General features: G+C 71.1%; 13 protein-coding genes and 1 riboswitch. Of the genes, 3 read left to right on the top strand and 10 right to left on the bottom strand.

Annotated features, from left to right (window positions below; all coding sequences use genetic code 11):
• Positions 1 to 8 precede the first annotated feature (8 nt).
• Positions 9 to 143, top strand: coding sequence for a hypothetical protein (locus ACZ5WG_RS23960; protein ID WP_468725766.1), 135 nt, complete (start codon positions 9 to 11; stop codon positions 141 to 143).
• Between the two features lie 67 nt (positions 144 to 210).
• Here ACZ5WG_RS23960 and ACZ5WG_RS23965 read toward each other — a convergent pair whose 3' ends face one another.
• Genes ACZ5WG_RS23965 through ACZ5WG_RS23985 form a run of 5 tightly spaced genes read right to left on the bottom strand, consistent with a single transcriptional unit; the run spans position 211 to position 7,582 of the window.
• Positions 211 to 1,026, bottom strand: coding sequence for an ECF transporter S component (locus ACZ5WG_RS23965; protein WP_468725971.1), 816 nt, complete (start codon positions 1,024 to 1,026; stop codon positions 211 to 213).
• Between the two features lie 53 nt (positions 1,027 to 1,079).
• Positions 1,080 to 2,735, bottom strand: a complete 1,656-nt coding sequence (locus tag ACZ5WG_RS23970) for an ABC transporter ATP-binding protein (protein WP_468725768.1) — start codon at positions 2,733 to 2,735, stop codon at positions 1,080 to 1,082.
• Complete coding sequence (locus tag ACZ5WG_RS23975; RefSeq protein ID WP_468725770.1) at positions 2,732 to 3,919, bottom strand: energy-coupling factor transporter transmembrane component T; 1,188 nt, start codon at positions 3,917 to 3,919, stop codon at positions 2,732 to 2,734. Before ACZ5WG_RS23975 ends, ACZ5WG_RS23970 begins: the two co-directional genes overlap by 4 nt.
• A gap of 4 nt (positions 3,920 to 3,923) precedes the next feature.
• Entirely contained in the window at positions 3,924 to 4,853 is a 930-nt protein-coding gene (locus tag ACZ5WG_RS23980) for a hypothetical protein (RefSeq protein ID WP_468725772.1), read from the bottom strand.
• Positions 4,850 to 7,582, bottom strand: a complete 2,733-nt coding sequence (locus ACZ5WG_RS23985; protein WP_468725773.1) for a prenyltransferase/squalene oxidase repeat-containing protein — start codon at positions 7,580 to 7,582, stop codon at positions 4,850 to 4,852. The genes ACZ5WG_RS23980 and ACZ5WG_RS23985 overlap by 4 nt, the downstream gene beginning before the upstream one ends.
• Positions 7,583 to 7,940: 358 nt before the next feature.
• Positions 7,941 to 8,074, top strand: a riboswitch (cobalamin riboswitch).
• A 97-nt stretch (positions 8,075 to 8,171) separates the two neighbouring features.
• Between ACZ5WG_RS23985 and ACZ5WG_RS23990 the strand changes: the two genes are divergently transcribed.
• Positions 8,172 to 9,584 (top strand): prenyltransferase/squalene oxidase repeat-containing protein, encoded by a 1,413-nt coding sequence (locus tag ACZ5WG_RS23990; protein ID WP_468725775.1) that lies wholly within the window; start codon positions 8,172 to 8,174, stop codon positions 9,582 to 9,584.
• Between the two features lie 522 nt (positions 9,585 to 10,106).
• On the opposite strand, the gene ACZ5WG_RS23995 is transcribed toward ACZ5WG_RS23990, so the two are convergent.
• From ACZ5WG_RS23995 to aceA, 4 genes are all read right to left on the bottom strand, one after another.
• The gene (locus ACZ5WG_RS23995; RefSeq protein WP_468725777.1) at positions 10,107 to 10,595 is read right to left on the bottom strand and encodes a DUF4430 domain-containing protein; all 489 of its coding nucleotides are present in this window, start codon (positions 10,593 to 10,595) and stop codon (positions 10,107 to 10,109) included.
• 440 nt (positions 10,596 to 11,035) lie between these two features.
• On the bottom strand, positions 11,036 to 11,902 hold the full coding sequence (locus ACZ5WG_RS24000) for a 3-hydroxybutyryl-CoA dehydrogenase (protein WP_468725778.1): 867 nt from the start codon (positions 11,900 to 11,902) through the stop codon (positions 11,036 to 11,038).
• Positions 11,903 to 11,925: 23 nt separating this feature from the next.
• Positions 11,926 to 13,524 carry a malate synthase A gene (gene aceB, locus ACZ5WG_RS24005; RefSeq protein WP_468725779.1) on the bottom strand — a complete coding sequence of 533 codons (1,599 nt, stop codon included), beginning with the start codon at positions 13,522 to 13,524 and terminating at the stop codon, positions 11,926 to 11,928.
• 111 nt (positions 13,525 to 13,635) lie between these two features.
• Positions 13,636 to 14,922 (bottom strand): isocitrate lyase, encoded by a 1,287-nt coding sequence (gene aceA / locus ACZ5WG_RS24010; protein WP_468725781.1) that lies wholly within the window; start codon positions 14,920 to 14,922, stop codon positions 13,636 to 13,638.
• A gap of 374 nt (positions 14,923 to 15,296) precedes the next feature.
• Here aceA and ACZ5WG_RS24015 point away from each other — a divergent pair, with 374 nt between their 5' ends.
• Entirely contained in the window at positions 15,297 to 16,703 is a 1,407-nt protein-coding gene (locus ACZ5WG_RS24015; RefSeq protein WP_468725782.1) for a short-chain fatty acyl-CoA regulator family protein, read from the top strand.
• A gap of 9 nt (positions 16,704 to 16,712) precedes the next feature.
• Here ACZ5WG_RS24015 and ACZ5WG_RS24020 read toward each other — a convergent pair whose 3' ends face one another.
• Entirely contained in the window at positions 16,713 to 17,627 is a 915-nt protein-coding gene (locus tag ACZ5WG_RS24020) for a cobalamin-binding protein (protein ID WP_468725784.1), read from the bottom strand.
• Positions 17,628 to 17,654 lie beyond the last annotated feature (27 nt).

Genomic DNA, 17,654 nt, shown 5'->3' on the forward strand with positions numbered 1-17,654 from the left:
CTCGCTTCATGATCAGTTCCAGGGGAACCCGGTCCGTACGCAGCCACGGAACCTTCGTGTCCCGCGCCATGTCGTGGCTCCGCTTGAGCAAGCTGCGGGCGCCGGGCGCCCATGGAGTAAGGGGAGTGTCGCTGCTGCTGTGACCCTTGCCGTGCTCCGGTCAGTGATGGCTGTGTTGCTCAGTGATCCAGCAGGCCGCGAGCACCTGAGTCAACTGGACGGCTGGTCATGAGGCAGCCTCGAGCCATCCGTTGTCTCTGTGTCGCCCGTAGCCCTAGACGCAGCGGCAGTGGGCTGGAAGCGGATGGGGGCCTGGAAGCGGGCCTTGCGGGCGGCGCGGCGGAAGACCGTGAGGACCGCCGGCCCGGCGAGGCAGATGCAGAGGAAGTTGGTGACGGCCCGGCCGGTGTCCCAGCCGAGGGAGGTGGCCAGGTCGAAGGCGAGGTAGCGCTGGAACTGCTCGGTGAAGGGGAGGCCGGGCAGGTAGGCGATCGAGCTGTTCGGGTCGAGGGAGAAGGGCCAGAAGGAGAGGTTCAGGAGGAAGCCGAAGAGGTAGCCGGAGATGGAGCCGTAGGTGGCCAGGAGGGCGACCTCGCGGCGGCCGGTGGCCCGGGGGAGGAAGCCGGCGAGCATGCCGACGAAGGCGCAGCCGAACATCTGGTACGGCATCCACGGGCCGACCCCGCCGGTGATGAGCGCGGAGGCGAACAGGGACGTGCAGCCGAGGGTGAAGCCGAAGCCGGGGCCGAAGACGCGGCCGGCCAGGACGAGGATGAAGAAGACGGTCTCGATGCCCGCGGTGCCGGCCCCCAGGGGGCGGATGGCGGCGTTGACGGCGGAGAGGACACCCAGCATGGCCAGGGCTTTGGAGTTGATGCCGCCCTCGGCGATCTCGGAGATCACCACGGAGAGGACGATCACGAGGAGGACGCCGAAGATGAGGGGCGGGGCGTAGTTCGAGCCGAACTTCCCCGGGGCGACGAGGAAGGGCCAGAAGAAGGCGACGATGCCCAGGAAAGCGGCCATGGCGATGACGGCCGCGGCCCGCGGCCGGATCTTGATGGCGGGGCTCAGTGCTGTCACGAGGCGGTGTCCGTTCCGGTGTCGTCGCCGAGGGCTGCGACCGCCTGGGCGACGGTGAGGTACGGGAGCGGGGAGAGGATCTTCGCGGTCTGCGGGGCGAAGACGGGGGAGGCGACGATGACCTCGGTGGTGGGCCCGTCGGCCACGATGTCGCCCTCGGCCATGACGACGACGCGGTCGGCGGCGCGGGCCACGAACTCGACGTCGTGCGTGGAGATCACGACGGCCCGGCCCTCCGCGGCGAGGTCGTCGACGATACGGATGAGCTGTTCCTTGGCCCGGTAGTCCAGTCCCCGGGTGGGTTCGTCGAGGAGCAGCACCCGCGGGGCGGCAGCGAGTTGGATGGCGAGGACCAGCGCCAGCTTCTGCCCCTCCGACAGGTCGCGTGGGTGTGTGGTGTCGGGGATGTCGGGTGCGAGGCGATCCAGAATGACGCGGGCCGATGTGCCGGTGGCGGTCACGGCCGATTCCGCGTCGGCCTGGTCGAGTTCCTGTTTCACCGTCTCCAGGTAGAGGAGGTCGGTGGGGGTCTGCGGGACCAGGCCCACGAGCTTGCGGGCCTCGGTGGCGGAAAGCTTGCGGGGGTCGGCGAGCTCCGCCGCGTCCGTCGGTATGCGTACGGTGCCTGCTGAACGGGGGCCCGAGCCCTGGAGGGCCCAGAGGAGGGACGACTTGCCCGAGCCGTTGCGGCCCATGAGGGCGGTGACCTCGCCACCGTGCAGGGCCAGGTCCACCTCGCGTACGGCCGGCACGCCCTGGTAGCTCACGGTGACACCGCGGGCGGTGAGAAGGCTGGGCCGGTCCGCGTCGAGTGGTGGGCGGGCCGGACCGGGGGTGGTGCCGGTCAGCCGGGTGCGCACGGGCGCTGCGGCCCGGCGGGCGTCGCGGATGGAGAGGGGGAGCGGATCCCAGCCGGCAGCCCGGCCGAGCTCCACGATCGGCGGCGCGATCGACGTCGTACGGAAGATCTCGGCGGGCGGGCCGGAGACGACGAGGCCGTCGCCGGGGAGGTGGATGACGCGGTCGGCGTACTGGACGACGCGCTCCAGGCGGTGTTCGGCGAGCAGGACGGTGACGCCGAGGTCGTGGACGAGGCGGGTGACCGCGGCGAGGACCTCCTCCGCGGCCGTGGGGTCGAGGGCCGAGGTCGGTTCGTCCAGGATGAGGATGCGCGGGTGGGCGGTGAGGACCGAGCCGATGGCGACGCGTTGTTGCTGGCCGCCGGAGAGTTCGTGCAGGGCGCGGTGGCGCAGGTCGGCGAGGCCGAGGAGGTCGAGGGTCTCCTCGACGCGCTTGCGCATGGTGGCGGCCGGAATCGCCAGCTGCTCCATCGTGTAGGCGAGCTCCTCCTCCACGGTGTCCGTGACGAACCCGTCCAGCGGATCCTGCCCCACGACCCCCACCACGTCGGCCAGTTCGCGTGGTGGGTGGGTGGCGGTGTCGCGTCCGTCGACGAGGACGCGGCCGGAGAGGGTGCCGCCGGTGAAGTGTGGGACGAGGCCGTTGACGGTGCCGAGGAGGGTGGACTTGCCGACGCCGGTGTGGCCGACGACCAGGCAGAGTTCGCCTTCCTCGACCGTGAGGTCCACATCGCGCAGGACCGGTTCGGCCGTGTCCTCGTACTGGACGGAGACCTGGTCGAAGTGGATCACTTGGGTTCCTCGGTGCGCTGTGCGGGGACGGTCGGTCGGGCGGGTGGTGCCGGGGGAGGAGCCAGGAAGCCCGCGGTGCCGGCCAGCAGGATCGCGGCCGCCGGGACCAGAGGCAGGGTCGGCCAGCTGAGCGGGTAGATGGAGGGGTTCAGCTCGGCCGCGTTGAAGCCGACGTTGGCGAAGAGGAGCACGGCGGACAGCACTCCGCAGCCGGCCACGGCCCATTCGGCGGCCCGCCAGGGGTCGGGCCGGTAGGTGGTACGGGTGATGCGGCGGCCGCCCAGGCGCAGCCCCGCGAAGCAGAGCAGGGCGCCCGCGCCCATGGTGGGAAGGCCGAGCAGTTTGGGGGCGGTGGCGTCGAGGAGTCCGTACGCCCCGGCGCACAGGCCGCACATGCCGAGCAGCATCAGAGCGCCGGTGGCCCGGCGGGAGCGCCGGGTGGCGGTGCCGGCGCGGCCGTAGCCGCGGGAGTCCATGGCGGCGGCGAGGCGCAGGGAGCGTTCCAGGGCGTCCTCGAGGACGGGGACGACGATGCCGCGCAGGGCCCGCAGCCCCTTCGAGCGGCCTGCCCGCAGCCGCTTGGCGCGGTGGACGCGCTGCACGCTCTGTACGAGCTGGGGGGCGACGCTGAGGGAGACGGTGACGGCGACGCCGAGTTCGTACAGGGCGCCGGGCAGGACGCGCAGGGCGCGTTTGGGGTTGGCGAGGGTGTTGGCGGCGCCGATGCAACAGAGCATGCAGGCCAGGCGTAGTCCGTCCGTCGCGGCGGAGAGGAGGGCCTCCAGGGAGACGGGGCCGCCGAGTTGGATGCCCGCGTACCAGTCGGGGGTGGGGATGTGGGGGAGGGAGAAGAGGAAGTGGTCGCGCGGGGTGATGCCGGTGGCGAAGATCGCGCGGAAGGTCACGCGGATCGCGACCACGGTGAGGGCGAGGTACAGGTAGTACTTGAACCCGCGGGCCCAGGGCGCCTCGGTCCGACGCATGGTGATGACGTAGCCGAGGACCGCGAGGACGAGGAAGAGTAGCAGTGGGTTGTTGGTGCGGCTGACGGCGGTGGCCAGGGCCAGCGCCCAGACCCACCAGGCGACCGGGTGCAGGGTGCGGGGCAGGCGGCGGCCGCCCGTGTCCGGCGCGGGGCCGGACACGGGCGGCTTCGGCGCTGCCGCCGTGGTGGTGCGTGGCACGCGCCTACTCCGTACGCCGGCGGCGCTTGGCTGCGAAGACCGCTGCTGCGCCGATCAGCAGCACCAGGGCCCCGGTGGCGACGGCGGGCAGGTACGAGCCGACATCGTGCTTCGCATCGGCGGCGGGCGCTGCTTCGACTACCTGGAGGCCGGGCGACGGGGCCGCCATGGCGGGTGCGTCGGTCGACGGTGATGCCGACGGGGTCGCGGCGGATTCGGTCGGGCTCGCCGAAGGGGACGGGCTCTGCGAATCGGTGGGGCTGGGAGGCGGGGTCGTTGCCGGCGCTCCCTGGGGCGGATTCTCGGGCCTGGGACCGGTGTTGACGTTCGGCGGGAGCGGTTTGGCGGTGCGGGTGTCCTTGGGTGCCGGGCCGCCGGTCGGTTGGGTGTTGTGGGCGCGGAGCTGATCGGGAGTGACGGTCGGCTTGCCCTCGGTGCCTTCGATGTTCGTCCCGCCGAAGATCCACAGGTCGACGCTGCCCGGCTTGGGCTTGTAGAGCATGGCGCCGAGCTGGCTGTACTCCCAGGTGTTCTGGCCGGGGTTCGCGTGCCAGTACGACCAGTAGGCGGAGGCCGGCGGGGTCAGGACGCAGTCGTCCTGCTGCGCGGTCGGGAACTGCTTGCCGCCTTGGTACCCGCTGTAGCCGATGCGGCAGATGAAGGCGGGTCCGTCGTGGCCGGTGCCGGTGGTGGCCCAGCCGCCCTGGTTGAGCAGCTCGTACCCGGTGGTGGGCGTCGTACCGCAGGAGCGGTACACCGGCCCGCCCCAACGACTGAAGTCTACGGCGAGCACCACGCCCGACGACGTGGTGCACTGGCCCATCGCCTGCGGGGCGGCGCCGGCCGGGGCCGCGGTGGCGGCGAACGCCGCCACCGTCATGCCCAGCGCGGAGGCCGTCCGGGCCAGGGCCCGTACGAATCGGCCGCGGCTCATCCCTCGCTCCCCGGGGTCGCGCGGCGGCGCTTCGCTGCGCGGGTGAGGCCCCAGCCGCCGAGGACCAAGGCCAGGGCCGCGGCGGCGAGCGTGCCGACCTGGGCGCCCGTGGAGGCCAGCGGACCCCCGCCGGACCCGGCCCCGCCGGTGCCGGTGCCGCCCGAGTCCTCGCCCGGGGTCACGATGACGGGGGTGCCGCTGCCTCCTGAGGAAGTGCCCGCGGACCCGCCGCTCGTGCCGCCCGTGGGGGTGGGAATGGGGTTCGGGGTGGTACCCGTGAGGTCGCGCTTGAGCAGGGCGAAGGAGGTGCCGGTGGTCCCCCCGGCGGCCTGCGTCGAGGCGCGGACGTCGGAACCGGGCTGACCGCCCTTGATGACGTTGAAGCCGCCGTCGGTGTTCTGCTGGGTGGCCAGGAACTTGCGGGCCTTGGCGATGTTGTCCGCGTACTTGGTGCCCTCCAGGGACATGCCCTGGATCGCGAGGGCGGCGGAGTTGACGGAGTTGCCGGAGGCGCCCGGGAATCCGCCGTCCTCCTTCTGCTGGGCCACCAGCCAGGCGATCGCCTTGGAGACAGCGGTCTGGGAGTCGGCGTCGGGGAGCAGGTCGACGGCCATGGCGGCCATGGCGGTGGAGTCGACCTCGGGCGCGCTCTTCTCGCCGATCAGGCTGGGCCAGGCGCCCGAGGATTCCTGGAGGCTCTTGAGGTAGGCCATCGGTTCGGTTGCCGCAGCGCTCTCGCCGGCGCGGAGCTGGGCGATGACGCCGAGGGACTGGGAGAAGACCGAGGTGGCGTACGTGTAGTTGCCCTTGGCCGCACACTGTCGGGGGGTGTCCGTCTTCGCGGTGCAGGTGCCCTTGGCGAGGGCCGCGATCAGGTCGTGGCCGCCGAAGGCACGCGGGTCGCGGCCGACCGCCTCGGCGAGCAGGGCCGTCTTTCCGATGGAGCCGCCGCCGGCGTACTTGGTGCCGATGAGGGTGTAGTCGTCGATGGTGCGGCCCTTGCCGTCCTTGCCGCCCTTGTCGAGGAAGTCGACGATGTTGCGCAGGGTGGCGTCGTCGCCTCCGGTCGCCGCCAGCGCGTAGGCGCCGTCGATGGTCATCCCGTAGTCGGCGAAGCCGGGGCTGCTCTCGTAGTAGCGGCCCTGGATCAGCTGCTTGGGGGCGGTGAGGTAGGCCACCGCCTTCTTCAGGTCGGGGCCGTCACCGGCCGGGGGCGTGGTCGGAGGATCGCTCTTCTTGGTGGTCAGCGCGACGAGGTCGCTCTTGGCGGTGGCGACGGCGACGGGGGCGGTGGCGAAGAGACGCGATTCGGTGTCGTCCTCCTCGAAGCCGAAGCCGCCCGCGGGGAACTGGTGGCGGGAGAGCCAGGAGAGACCGGCATCGGCGAATGCGTCGTCGCCGAGGGCGCGCAGGGCTTGGGCGGCCCAGGCGGTGGAGGCGGGGCTGCCGGTGGTCATGTAGGAGGCGGAGGGCCAGGCGCCGGTCACCAGTTGGGATTTCTTGAGGTAGCCGCGGGCCTTCTGGACGACGGCTTCGTGGCCGCCGGCCCGCTTGAGGGCCAGCGTGATCAGGCCCGTGGAGTTGGCGTCGCTGTCGCACCAGCCACCGGTGCGGATGAGGATGCCGGTGAAGCCGCCGTCCTCGCACTGGAGGCCGGTCAGCCGGTTCACGGCGTCGGCGGGCGGGGTGACGCCGCCGTTCAGCAGGGCGATGACGGCCATGGCCTGGGCGTCGGACTGGCCGGTGGTGCGGAAGTCGCCCTTGGTGAGGCAGCCGTCGACCGGGTCGCCGTCGCCCGCGTCCCGGGGGCAGACGTACTTCAAGAGATCGCCGAGCAGGTCGTGCCCGCCGAAGGCGTGCGGGTCCTTGCCCGTGGACTCGGCGACGAGCGCGAGTCGGGCGGCTGCGGTGGCGTCCGGGATGCCGTCCTTGCCGGCCGGGTAGGCGTACGCGTCGGTCTGCGCGGGCGTGGCCAGGAAGTCGGCCGCCTTCTTCGCCGCCGGACTCTTCGGGTCGGCGGACACCAGGGCGAAGACCGCCTCGGTGGTGAGGAAGTGGTTCGGGGCGGTCGCCCCGTCGTCGACGACGCGCTCTCCGTCCGTGAGCTTCCCGGTGATCCAGCGGATCGCGGCGGGCGCGTCGACCTTGCCTGCCGGCACGGTGGGCGGAGCCGTGGGAACGGTCGGGTCGGGCGTGGTCCCGCCTCCGGCCCGCACGTCGTCGGGGGAGAACGAGGGCTTGCCGGAGGTGCCGCCGACGTCCGTGCCGCCGAACACCCAGGCGTCGACGTCGCCGGCCTTCGGCGTACGCGCCATCGCGCCGAGCGGGCTGTAGGTCCAGTTCTTCTGACCGGGGGAGGCGATCCAGTACGACCAGTAGGCCGTGGCCTGCGGGGTGAGGACGCACTCCTCCTTCTCCGGCGTGGGGTACTGCGTCCCGGTGCCCTTGCCGATGCGGCAGATGAACCCGTCACCGTCGTGGACGGTGCCCTCCGTGGTGAAGCCGCCGGTGTGCAGCAGTTCGTAACCGGTGGTGGGCGTGGTGTCGCAGCCGCGCTCGACCTTCCCGCCGAACGGACCGAAGTCGACCGCGACGATGGCGCCCGTGGTGGCGGTGCACTGCTCGATCGGATCGGCCGAGGCGGGGGCGACTCCACCCACGAAGGCCACACTCGCGGCGAACGTCAGGAGTGCCGCCGATATGAGCGACAGCAGTCCCTTGCTGCGCATGCGTTGCTGTGATTGCTCTGCGGTCCCCACCACGGCCCCTCGTGTCGGCCGGGCGGACCTGTGCGTGGCAAAAGGGCTCTCGAAGGCGTGAGGTGACGGGAGAGCCGTTCGAACCACGCCGTAGTCCGCGACGGCGCTTCTCGCTGCAAAACCTGGCTCCAGGCATTCCGACTCGCCCGGGCGGTCCCGGGCCTACGGTTGCGGGTCAGCGCCGGATTTCGACCGGCTTCCCCTGGAGCTGAGTGCTTATCAGTCGGAGTGGAACACGTGGATAAAGACAGCGTCAAGGTGGCCTGCGTCTCACGCGGCACTGGCTCCAGTCCCGCACGACCGCCGGCCGCGTCGGCGGCTGGCGGACCTTTGATCGCTCGGGTAGCGTCCTGGGCTGCCACATGGGGGAACCTGGTGCGAATCCGGGGCTGACGCGCAGCGGTGTGGGACGGCAGGGGGCCGCTCCCGAGCCCGAATGCCCGTGCGGCGAGGCAATTCACAAGCCGTACCACGCGTTCGGACGGCCGCCACCGCGCTCCGGGCTGCCCGCCCGCACGAGCCTCGGTCAGGCCGGCGTCCCTCATTCCAGGAGCAGGCCATGTCCCGTACCCGTACCCCCCGCCGCCTCACGCTCGCGGTGCCCGCAGCGCTCGGCGCCCTCGTCCTCACCGCACTGCCGGCCTTCGCCACCTCGTCGCCCGCGCAGATCGCCACGTCCAAGACCAACGGTGTGGCGTATCTCAAGTCCCTTCAGGCCGCGGATGGTTCGTATGCCGGCTCCGGGCTGTCCAACGAGTGGGCCTTCAGCACCTTCGCAGCTGCCGGCACGGCCGTCGTCGACGTCTACCCCGGCGGCGACACGACCAAGAACGCCCGGACCGTCTACCGCAACCTGCTGTCGACGGCGGCCTGGCCCCAGGCCTCCCCGGTCGTCACCGACTACGAGCGCGGCACCCTGAACGCCTACGCCGCGGGCATCGACCCGGCCCGCGTCTCCGCCTCCCGCAACCTCATCGCGAACATCTACTCCTACTGGCAGACGGCCGAGGCGGGCTACTTCGGCCCGTCGGGGAACTTCAACGGCACCGTTTTCGCGGCCCTTTCGCTGGGCGGCGCCAAGACCCAGGGTGGCGCCAACCGTGTCCCGCAGGCGCTGACCGACTCCATGGTCACCCGCATCCGCGCCAACCAGCACGTGGACGGCGGCTGGACCTTCAGCAAGGCCGAGGGCAACTCCACCGTCCTGAACTCCGCGAGCGACGTCGACATGACGGGCGCCGCCATGGCCGCGCTGTGCGTCTCAGGGGTCCCGAACACCGACACGGACGTCGTCCAGGCGAAGAACTTCCTCAAGAGCACCCTCGTCTCGGGCACCGGCGCGTTCAACTCCCTGTACGGGGTCAACACCAGCTCCAACGGCTGGGGCGTCGCGGGCCTCAACGCCTGCGGATTCAACCCGCAGACCGGCGACTTCCTCACCGGCAGCGGCAAGACCCCGATCGACTTCCTCATCGCCAACCAGTACAACCCCGCCGGCGGCTTCAAGTACAAGCCCTCCGACACCACCCCCTCGGCCTACTCGTCGATCGACGCGCTGCGCGCGGTCGCGGGCGGCGGTTTCACCACCGCCCCGCCGGTCCCGGTCACCCCGGGCGCCCCGCAGTGGGTCGCCCAGTCGACCTTCACCTCCGGGACGGCCACCAAGTTGGCACTGACGGTCGACGACGGCACCGGAAACCTGAAGGTCTGCTCTGTGGCCTTCACTCCGACGGGTACGACCACCACCCTCGGTGATGTTCTGGCCGCCGCGACCAGCGCGGCCACGCCCTCGGGCTGCGTCACAGCCGTGACCCCGTCCTCCGGCACAGGGACCATTACCAGTGTCAACGGCAAGGCCAACAGCGGCTCGAACACTTGGAAGGTCAGCGTCGACGGCTCCTCCTTCGCCGGTGCGCTCCGGGAGAAGGCCATCAACGTGGGCGACACCATCGCGCTGCGCTGGGGCGCCTGACCATCCGATGCCGGTGAGGGTTGCGGGCCTCTGGGCCCCAACCCTCACCGCTGTGTCTCGATTGATAGGAAGAGTGCGTGAAAGAGGGCTGTTTACCCATGGCGCCGGGAAGGTCAGGATGACGAAGATAGTGCCACGCCATGTGGTCGTCGACGGGGTGCAGCTGCTCGCCTTGACAGCCCAGGAGTACGAGAGCCTCGCGGCATCGCGACGTCAGTTCGGTTCTCACGTGGTCCGGTTGCGCATGACCCGCGAAGCGCTCGCCTCCTTGACCCGGGCGGCGGAGGCGATGTGTTCCTTGATCCGGACGGGCAAGGTTCCGACGGACACTCCCACGACTGTTCCCCAGACGGCCAAGGGCCTGCTCAGCGGCTTGGAAGCCGCAGTGGAGCAGGCCCACCGAGTGATCGGAAAGCAGACGGGTGCACCCTCCCGTGCTTCTGGCGGACGTCAGCGCAGCCGTTAGAAGGTCCGGAGGAGTGCATACACCGTGGATGCCGGGCGTACGTCCGTCGAGGTGGACTAGAACGACGTCCAGGTGAAAGCGACCTGGTCGCCCGCGTTGATCTTGAACTGGCAGCCGCCGACGGGGGTGGGGGTGCCGTTGACGGAGATGCTCCAGTAGGCGGAGCCGCCGCCGCTGACGTTCTTGATGGTGTCGACGGAGTAGTCGTCGAAGGACGCGTACCAGGTGCCGTCCCAGCCGAAGTAGTTCAGGCGGGCCGCATCGTCGAGCGCCGCGGTCGGGGTGGGGACCTTGGACGGGTTGGCGCCGCCGTTGGTGCCGTCGCACTTGTGGGTGCCGCCGGTGGCGGTGGTGACGTCGTGGCCCTTGGTCTTGATCTTTCCCTTGAACAGAAGCCCGTTGGGGCCCTGGACGGTGAGGTTGACCTTGACGGCCGCGTTCGTGTTCGGCTTGGGGGCGGCCTCGGCCACGGCCGGAGCGGTGGCGAGCGCGAGGCCGAGAGCGACGGTGGTGATCATGGAGCGGCGGGCGAGTATCCGGCGCATGGAGTGCCTTCTTCCTCAGAGGGACGACGGGTCTGCGCCCGCGATCCCTCCGACCCACGTGCCGACCCCTTGCCCGCCTCCCTGGGGGAAGCGGGCAAGGGGTGCCGACCGGGGCTGGGGGCTTCGCGCTGCAGACCATGACAGTGAGAAGCAGTACGCATCGCACCCCGGGTACTCCGACTCACGGTGCGGTCAGCCCCGTTCACGGTTGCAGGTCAGCGCCGGAATCCCACCGGCTTCCCCCAGTCGTACGTGCATTCGGTTGTGAGCCCCCGCCGTGCGGGCCGGAGCAGAACGCATCGTACGGGGTGGCGGGCGGGTGCCGGAAGGAAACCCTTGAAGAAGGGCAGCGGGACGGGGCGTGACGACACCACTCGCCACGCCTCGTCGCTCCTCAGCTGCCGGGCACCCTCAGAACCCGGGCGGCGAACCGGGACTTCTCAGTCCCGGCCGTACGTGTGGAACCCGCGGCCGGTCTTGCGGCCGAGCAGCCCTGCCTGAACCATCCGCTGGAGCAGCGGCGGCGGGGCATACAGGGGTTCCTTGAACTCGTCGTAGAGCGCTTCGGCGATCGCGGCGACCGTGTCCAGGCCGATGAGGTCGGCGAGCCTGAGCGGGCCCATGGGATGGGCGCAGCCCAGCTCCATGCCCGCGTCCACGTCCTGCGCGGTCGCGAACCCGGACTCGGCCATGCGGACGGCCGAGAGCAGGTAGGGAATCAGCAGGGCGTTGACGACGAAGCCGGCCCGGTCCTGGGAACGGACGGCGGTCTTGCCGAGGGTGTCGCGGACGAAGGTCTCGACGGTGTCGGCCACACGTGGCGCGGTGTGCAGGGAGGACACGATCTCGACCAGCGGCAGGACGGGTACGGGGTTGAAGAAGTGCAGGCCGAGTACGTGGTCGGCGCGGCGGGTGGCCATACCGAGCCGCATGACGGGGATGGCGGAGGTGTTGGTGGCGAGGATCGCCTCCGGGTCCTCCACGATCTTGTCCAGGGCGGTGAAGATCTCGGTCTTGGCGGCGGCGTTCTCGGTGACCGCCTCGATGACCAGCTGGCGGTCGGCGAGGTCCTCCAGGTCACCCCTGAAAAGGAGCCGAGCCAGGGCGTCCTCCGCCGAGATCCGGTCGAGCTTCCCGCGCTGGACGGCACGTTCGAGGGATACGGCGATCCGCTCGCGGGCTGCCAGGGCGGCGGCTGCATCGGCCTCGGCGACGACGGTGTCGAGTCCGGCCCGGGCGCAGACCTCGGCGATGCCGGCGCCCATCTGGCCTCCGCCGACGATTCCGACCCGTTGGATGCGGCGCACGCCGTGAGGCTGAATCGGGGCGTTCACGCTGTCACCTGTGCAGGGGCGCGACGAACGAGGTGGCGGGAGTATGCATCCGGGGTGAAGAACGCCGGGAGCCGCCCCGAAAGGGCTCCGTCCACGAAGACCTCGCGTGCTTCGAGGGCCAGCGCCTGCGGATCCTCCGCCTCCAGGGCGGCGCATTCGGCGTCGAGGAGGTCGAGGACGGCGGCGCGTTCCACCCGGTCGTGGCGGAGCCACTGCCAGATCTGGACGCGGGCGATCTCGGCCGTGGCCGCGTCCTCCATCAGCCCGTAGAGGGCGACGGCGCCGTGGCCGCGCAGCCATGCGTCGAAGTAGCGCAGGGCCACGGCGATGTTCGAGCGAATGCCCTCGGGGGTGGGGGGTGCGGCGATCCGGCGTACCGAGAGCAGATCGGCAGCCGTGATCTCGACGTCCTGGCGTGTGCGCTCCAGCTGGTGGGGCCGGTTCCCGAGGACGCCGTCGAAGACCTCGCGGCAGACGGGGACGAGCCCGGGGTGGGCGACCCAGGAGCCGTCGAAGCCGTCCTCGGCCTCCCGCTCCTTGTAGAGGCGGACCTTCGCCAGCGCTGCTTCGTTCGCGGCCGGGTCCTTGCTGGGGACATGGGCGGCCATCCCGCCGATGGCGTGGGCGCCGCGCTTGTGACAGGTCCGGACGAGGAGTTCGGTGTAGGCACGCATGAACGGGGCGGTCATGGTGACGGCAGCACGGTCCGGGAGCTGGAAGTCCGTGCGATGGCCGAAGGTCTTGATCAGGCTGAACAGGTAGTCCCAGCGGCCCGCGTTCAACCCGGCGCTGTGCTCGCGCAGCTCGTAGAGGATCTCCTCCATCTCGAACGCGGCGGTGATCGTCTCGATCAGGACGGTGGCGCGGACCGTGCCCCGGGGGATCCCCAGCAGGTCTTGGGCCAGCACGAAGACGTCGTTCCACAGGCGGGCCTCGTACCGGTTCTCCAGCTTGGGCAGGTAGAAGTACGGGCCGTGGCCGGCGTCGATCTGCCGCTGCGCGCAGTGGAAGAAGTACAGGCCGAAGTCGACGAGCGAGGCGGGGACGGGCCGGCCGTCGATCTCCAGGTGTTCCTCGAGGAGGTGCCAGCCGCGCGGGCGGACCATGATCGTGGCGAGATCCGTACCGAGGCGGTACTCCTTGCCCTCGGGCGTGGTGAAGTCGATGCGCCGGTCGATGGCGTCGATGAGGGTCAGCTGGCCGCCGATGACGTTGCCCCAGGTGGGGGCGGTGGCGTCCTCGAAGTCGGCCATCCAGACCTTGGCCCCGGAGTTGAGGGCGTTGACGGCCATCCGGCGGTCCGGCGGCCCGGTGATCTCCACCCGGCGGTCGGTCAGTCCGGGCGCGGGCGGCGCGACCCGCCAGTCTGGGTTGGCGCGGACCGCGGAGGTGGCGCGGGAGAAGTCCAGGGGTGTCCCCGAGGCCAGGTTGCCGGAACGGCGGCGGCGCTCCTTGAGGATCTCCAGGCGCCGCCCTGCGAAGGCCGCGTCGAGGCGGGCGATGAAGCCGAGCGCCGCCGGGGTGAGGATCTCGTCGTGGCGCTCACCCGGTGTGCCGAGGACTCGGACACCGGCGGTCAGGGACGTGGATGACATGCGGTTCTGCTCCTCGGGGGTGGGCGGCCGGCGCCCGAGGGAGAAACCTCGGGCGCCTTCGGGCGACGACGGTCGGCGGCTGGGCGTGGCCGGATGGGGGGAAGGCGGTTCCTAGTGGAACTGCTCTTCCTCGGTGGAGCCGGCGAGAGCGGTGGTGGAGGAGGCCGGGTTGACGGCGGTGGAGACGAGGTCGAAGTAGCCGGTGCCGACCTCGCGCTGGTGCTTGACGGCGGTGAAGCCGTGCTGCTGGGCGGCGAACTCGCGCTCCTGGAGGTCGACGTAGGCGGTCATGCCGTGCTCGGCGTAGCCGCGGGCGAGGTCGAACATGCCGTGGTTGAGGGAGTGGAAGCCGGCCAGGGTGATGAACTGGAACCTGTAGCCCATGGCGCCGAGTTCGCGCTGGAACTTGGCGATCTGGTCGTCGTCCAGGGCGGCCTTCCAGTTGAAGGAGGGCGAGCAGTTGTAGGCCAGCATCTGGTCCGGGTACTGCGCGTGGATGGCCTCGGCGAACTCGCGGGCCTGCTCCAGGTCCGGGGTGCCGGTCTCGACCCAGATGAGGTCGGCGTACGGTGCGTAGGCCAGGCCGCGGGCGATGACGGGGGCCATGCCGTTGCGGACGTGGTAAAAGCCCTCGGCCGTTCGCTCGCCCGTGCAGAACTCCGCGTCGCGCTCATCGACGTCGCTGGTCAGCAAGGTCGCCGCCAGGGCGTCGGTACGGGCGATGATCAGGGTCGGCGTGTCGGCGATGTCGGCCGCGAGGCGGGCGGCGTTGAGGGTGCGGACGTGCTGGGAGGTGGGGACGAGGACCTTGCCGCCGAGGTGGCCGCACTTCTTCTCGGAGGCGAGCTGGTCCTCGTAGTGGATGCCGGCCGCTCCCGCCGCGATCATCGCCTTGGTGAGCTCGAAGGCGTTGAGCGGGCCGCCGAAGCCGGCCTCGGCGTCGGCGACGATCGGCGCGAGCCAGTCGGTGGTGTCGGTGCCGCCCTCGGCGGTGGCGATCTGGTCGGCCCGCAGCAGCGCGTTGTTGATCCGACGCACCACCTGCGGGACCGAGTTGACCGGGTAGAGGCTCTGGTCGGGGTAGGTGTGTCCGGCCTGGTTCGCGTCGGCGGCCACTTGCCAGCCGGAGAGGTAGATCGCCTGGAGTCCGGCCCGTACCTGCTGGACCGCCTGGCCGCCGGTGAGGGCGCCGAGCGCGTGGATGTAGTCCTGCTCGTGGAGCTGTCGCCACAGACGCTCGGCGCCGCGCCGGGCCAGGGTGTGCTCCTCGCGGACGCTGCCCGAGAGCCGCACCACGTCCTCGGCCGAGTAGGTCCGCTCGATGCCCGCCCACCGCGGGTCCGTGGCCCACTTCTGCTTGAGCTGCTCGGCGGCCGCCGTCGTGTTCGTGTCTGCCATGACCGTCACCGTCTCCATGAATCGCTTGGTCTGCCAACGCGCTCGTTCATCACGGCGAGCCGATGGCACTCTGTGCCGTGTATCGGGGTGGTGGCCGCCGGGCCCTGGGTGAAACTGAGCAATGTTGCAGGTCAGTCGAGCGTGGACTGCCGGGATCGCCGACGTCAGGGCGTGAGTCGTGCCTGGAGTGTCCGTCTCGACTGCCGGGATCCGGCGGCCGCAGGACAGACTCTGACAGCGGCACGCAGTGCCATCAATGAGGTGCGTAAGCCAACTTCTGTGAATCTTCTGCGGCCGCTTTGCCAAGGTTGCGAAGGTTGGAAATGGCAGGATCCTGCGTAACCTGGAGCCGGTCGAGGGCCGGAGGGGTTCAGGTGAGCAAGACGTACGCGGGGGCGCGGCTTCGGCGGCTGCGCGAGGAGCGCCGGATGAGCCAGGCCGATCTGGCCCGGGTCCTGGGCATCTCCCCGAGCTATCTGAACCAGATGGAGCACGACTCCCGCCCGCTGACGGTGCCGGTTCTGCTGCGGCTGACCGAGGCCTTCGGCGTCGACCCCGGGTTCTTCTCCGAGCGGGATACCAGCCGCCTCGTCGCCGACCTGCGCGAGGCCCTCGCAAGTGAGGTCGCCGAGGCCCGGGTCTCCCCCTCCGACCTGGCCGAACTGGCCACCCGGATGCCGGCCGTGGCCGCTGTTCTGCTGGACCTGGGACGGCGCAGCCAGCTCCTGGCGGAGCGGCTCGCGGACACCGCGGACGGACGCGACGGAGGTCCGGCGGCACTGCGCTCACCGCACGAGGAGATCCGCGAGTTCTTCTACCGCCGCCGGAACTACCTGCACGACACCGACCTCGCCGCCGAGGCCCTCGCCCGGGAGATCGGCATCCGCCCCGGGGAAGTCGTCCGGGTGCTGTCGCGCCGCCTCACCGAGCACCACGGACTCCGCCTCGCCGCCGACTCCGACCGCCTCCACCACTACGACGCGGGGGCGCGGGTCCTGCACCTGTTGTCCGGCCGGCTGCGGCCGGGCCAGCAGTCGTTCCGGATGGCCACGCAGCTCGCCCTGCTGGAGTACGGGGCGGAGCTGGACCGGCTGGCCGCCGAGGACTTCCCTCAGGGCTCCGCCGCACACGGCCTGGCCCGGATCGGCATCGCGAACTACTTCGCGGCCGCACTGATCCTCCCGTACGGCGCCTTCCACACGGCGGCCGAGGAGTTCCGCTACGACATCGAACGCCTCACCGACCAGTTCGGGATCGGCTACGAGACCGTCTGCCACCGCCTCAGCACCCTGCAACGCCCCAGGCTGCGCGGTGTTCCCTTCTCCTTCGTCCGAGTCGACCGGGCCGGGAACATGTCCAAGCGACAGTCCGCCACCGGATTCCACTTCTCCCGCGCGGGCGGCACCTGTCCGCTGTGGAACGTGTACGAGGCCTTCGCCGCGCCCGGCCGGATCCACGTTCAGGTCGCCGCCATGCCCGACGGGCAGCGGTACCTGTGGACCGCCCGCGCCGTGACCCGGCACCGCGGTGGCTGGGGCGAGCCCGGCAAGACCTTTGCGATCGGCCTCGGCTGCGAGATCCGCCACGCGCCCCGTCTCGTCTACTCCGACGGCCTCGACCTCGACAACGCTGCGGCCGCCACCCCCATCGGCATGGGCTGCCGCCTCTGCGAACGCCTCGACTGCCCCCAGCGCGCGGTTCCACCCCTCGGCCGCCCGCTCGCGGTTGACGAGAACAGCAGCACCTTCATCCCCTACCCGGTCGCCGACGACCGGGGGTGATCACCGGGCTCAGCCCAGTCGGCGCGCCTCCGCCTCGGTCACCGGGTCCCCCGCCCGCACTCCGTGGAGGACGTGGGCGAGTACCTCGGCGCCGCGGACCACGCGGGGGCCCGGCCGGTTGAAGTACGCGGGCCCGTCCAAGACCCACACCTCCCCCGCCCGCACGGCGGGCAGCTCGTCCCAGCCGGGCAGCGAGGTGAGCAGGTCAAGCTCCGTCAGGGTCCGCTCGGGCGGGAAGCCGCAGGGCAGGACGAGGACCACGTCCGGGCGCGCCTCGCGTACCGCTTCCCACGTCATCGGCTTGGTGTGCTCACCCGGCTCGGCCAGCAGCGGCTCACCGCCCGCCGCGGTGATCTGTTCGGGTACCCAGTGTCCGGCGGGCCACAGCGGGTCGAGCCACTCGACGGCCACCACCCGGGGCCGCGGCCGGCCCTCCGTACGGCGCCGCACCTCGGCGAGCCGGCCCCGCAGCTCGGCACGGCGCCGCTCGGCCCGCTCACGTACCCCGAGCAGGTCGCCCACGGTGACCAGGCAGTCCAGCACGTCGTCGAGGGTCTTCGGTTCCAGGCTCAGGACCCGGGGTCCGGCGTCCATGACGCGCACCGCCCGGGTGACGCCCTGGTAGGAGACGGCGCAGACCTTGCAGAGGTCCTGGGTGAGCAGGACTTCCGGTGCGAGCGCGGCGAGGGCTTCGGTGTCCAGGGTGTAGAGCGAGGAGCCGGAGTGTGCGGACCCGCCGACGGCCTGGGAGATCTCCCGGCTGCCGAGTGCGTCCGCGTCGAATTCGGCGCGGGTGACGACGGGTACGGAGGCCACCGCGGCGGGCGGCCAGTCGCATTCGTGGGTGCGTCCGACCAGGTCGGCGGCGAGTCCGAGGTCCGCCACGATGTCGGTGGCCGCCGGGAGCAGGGAGACGATGCGCATGCTCCGACTGTAGGCGCACTCGAGTGG

Source organism: Streptomyces sp. NPDC032745 (genome assembly GCF_055579465.1).

Excerpts from the sequence above, each read along its gene's own strand:
- ACZ5WG_RS23960 (WP_468725766.1), top strand. The coding sequence starts at position 9 with ATGATCAGTTCCAGGGGAACCCGGTCCGTACGCAGCCACGGAACCTTC.
- ACZ5WG_RS23965 (WP_468725971.1), bottom strand. The coding sequence starts at position 1,026 with ATGGCCGCTTTCCTGGGCATCGTCGCCTTCTTCTGGCCCTTCCTCGTC.
- ACZ5WG_RS23980 (WP_468725772.1), bottom strand. The coding sequence starts at position 4,853 with ATGAGCCGCGGCCGATTCGTACGGGCCCTGGCCCGGACGGCCTCCGCG.
- ACZ5WG_RS23985 (WP_468725773.1), bottom strand. The coding sequence starts at position 7,582 with ATGCGCAGCAAGGGACTGCTGTCGCTCATATCGGCGGCACTCCTGACG.
- ACZ5WG_RS23990 (WP_468725775.1), top strand. The coding sequence starts at position 8,172 with ATGTCCCGTACCCGTACCCCCCGCCGCCTCACGCTCGCGGTGCCCGCA.
- ACZ5WG_RS23995 (WP_468725777.1), bottom strand. The coding sequence starts at position 10,595 with ATGCGCCGGATACTCGCCCGCCGCTCCATGATCACCACCGTCGCTCTC.
- aceB (WP_468725779.1), bottom strand. The coding sequence starts at position 13,524 with ATGTCATCCACGTCCCTGACCGCCGGTGTCCGAGTCCTCGGCACACCG.
- aceA (WP_468725781.1), bottom strand. The coding sequence starts at position 14,922 with ATGGCAGACACGAACACGACGGCGGCCGCCGAGCAGCTCAAGCAGAAG.
- ACZ5WG_RS24020 (WP_468725784.1), bottom strand. The coding sequence starts at position 17,627 with ATGCGCATCGTCTCCCTGCTCCCGGCGGCCACCGACATCGTGGCGGAC.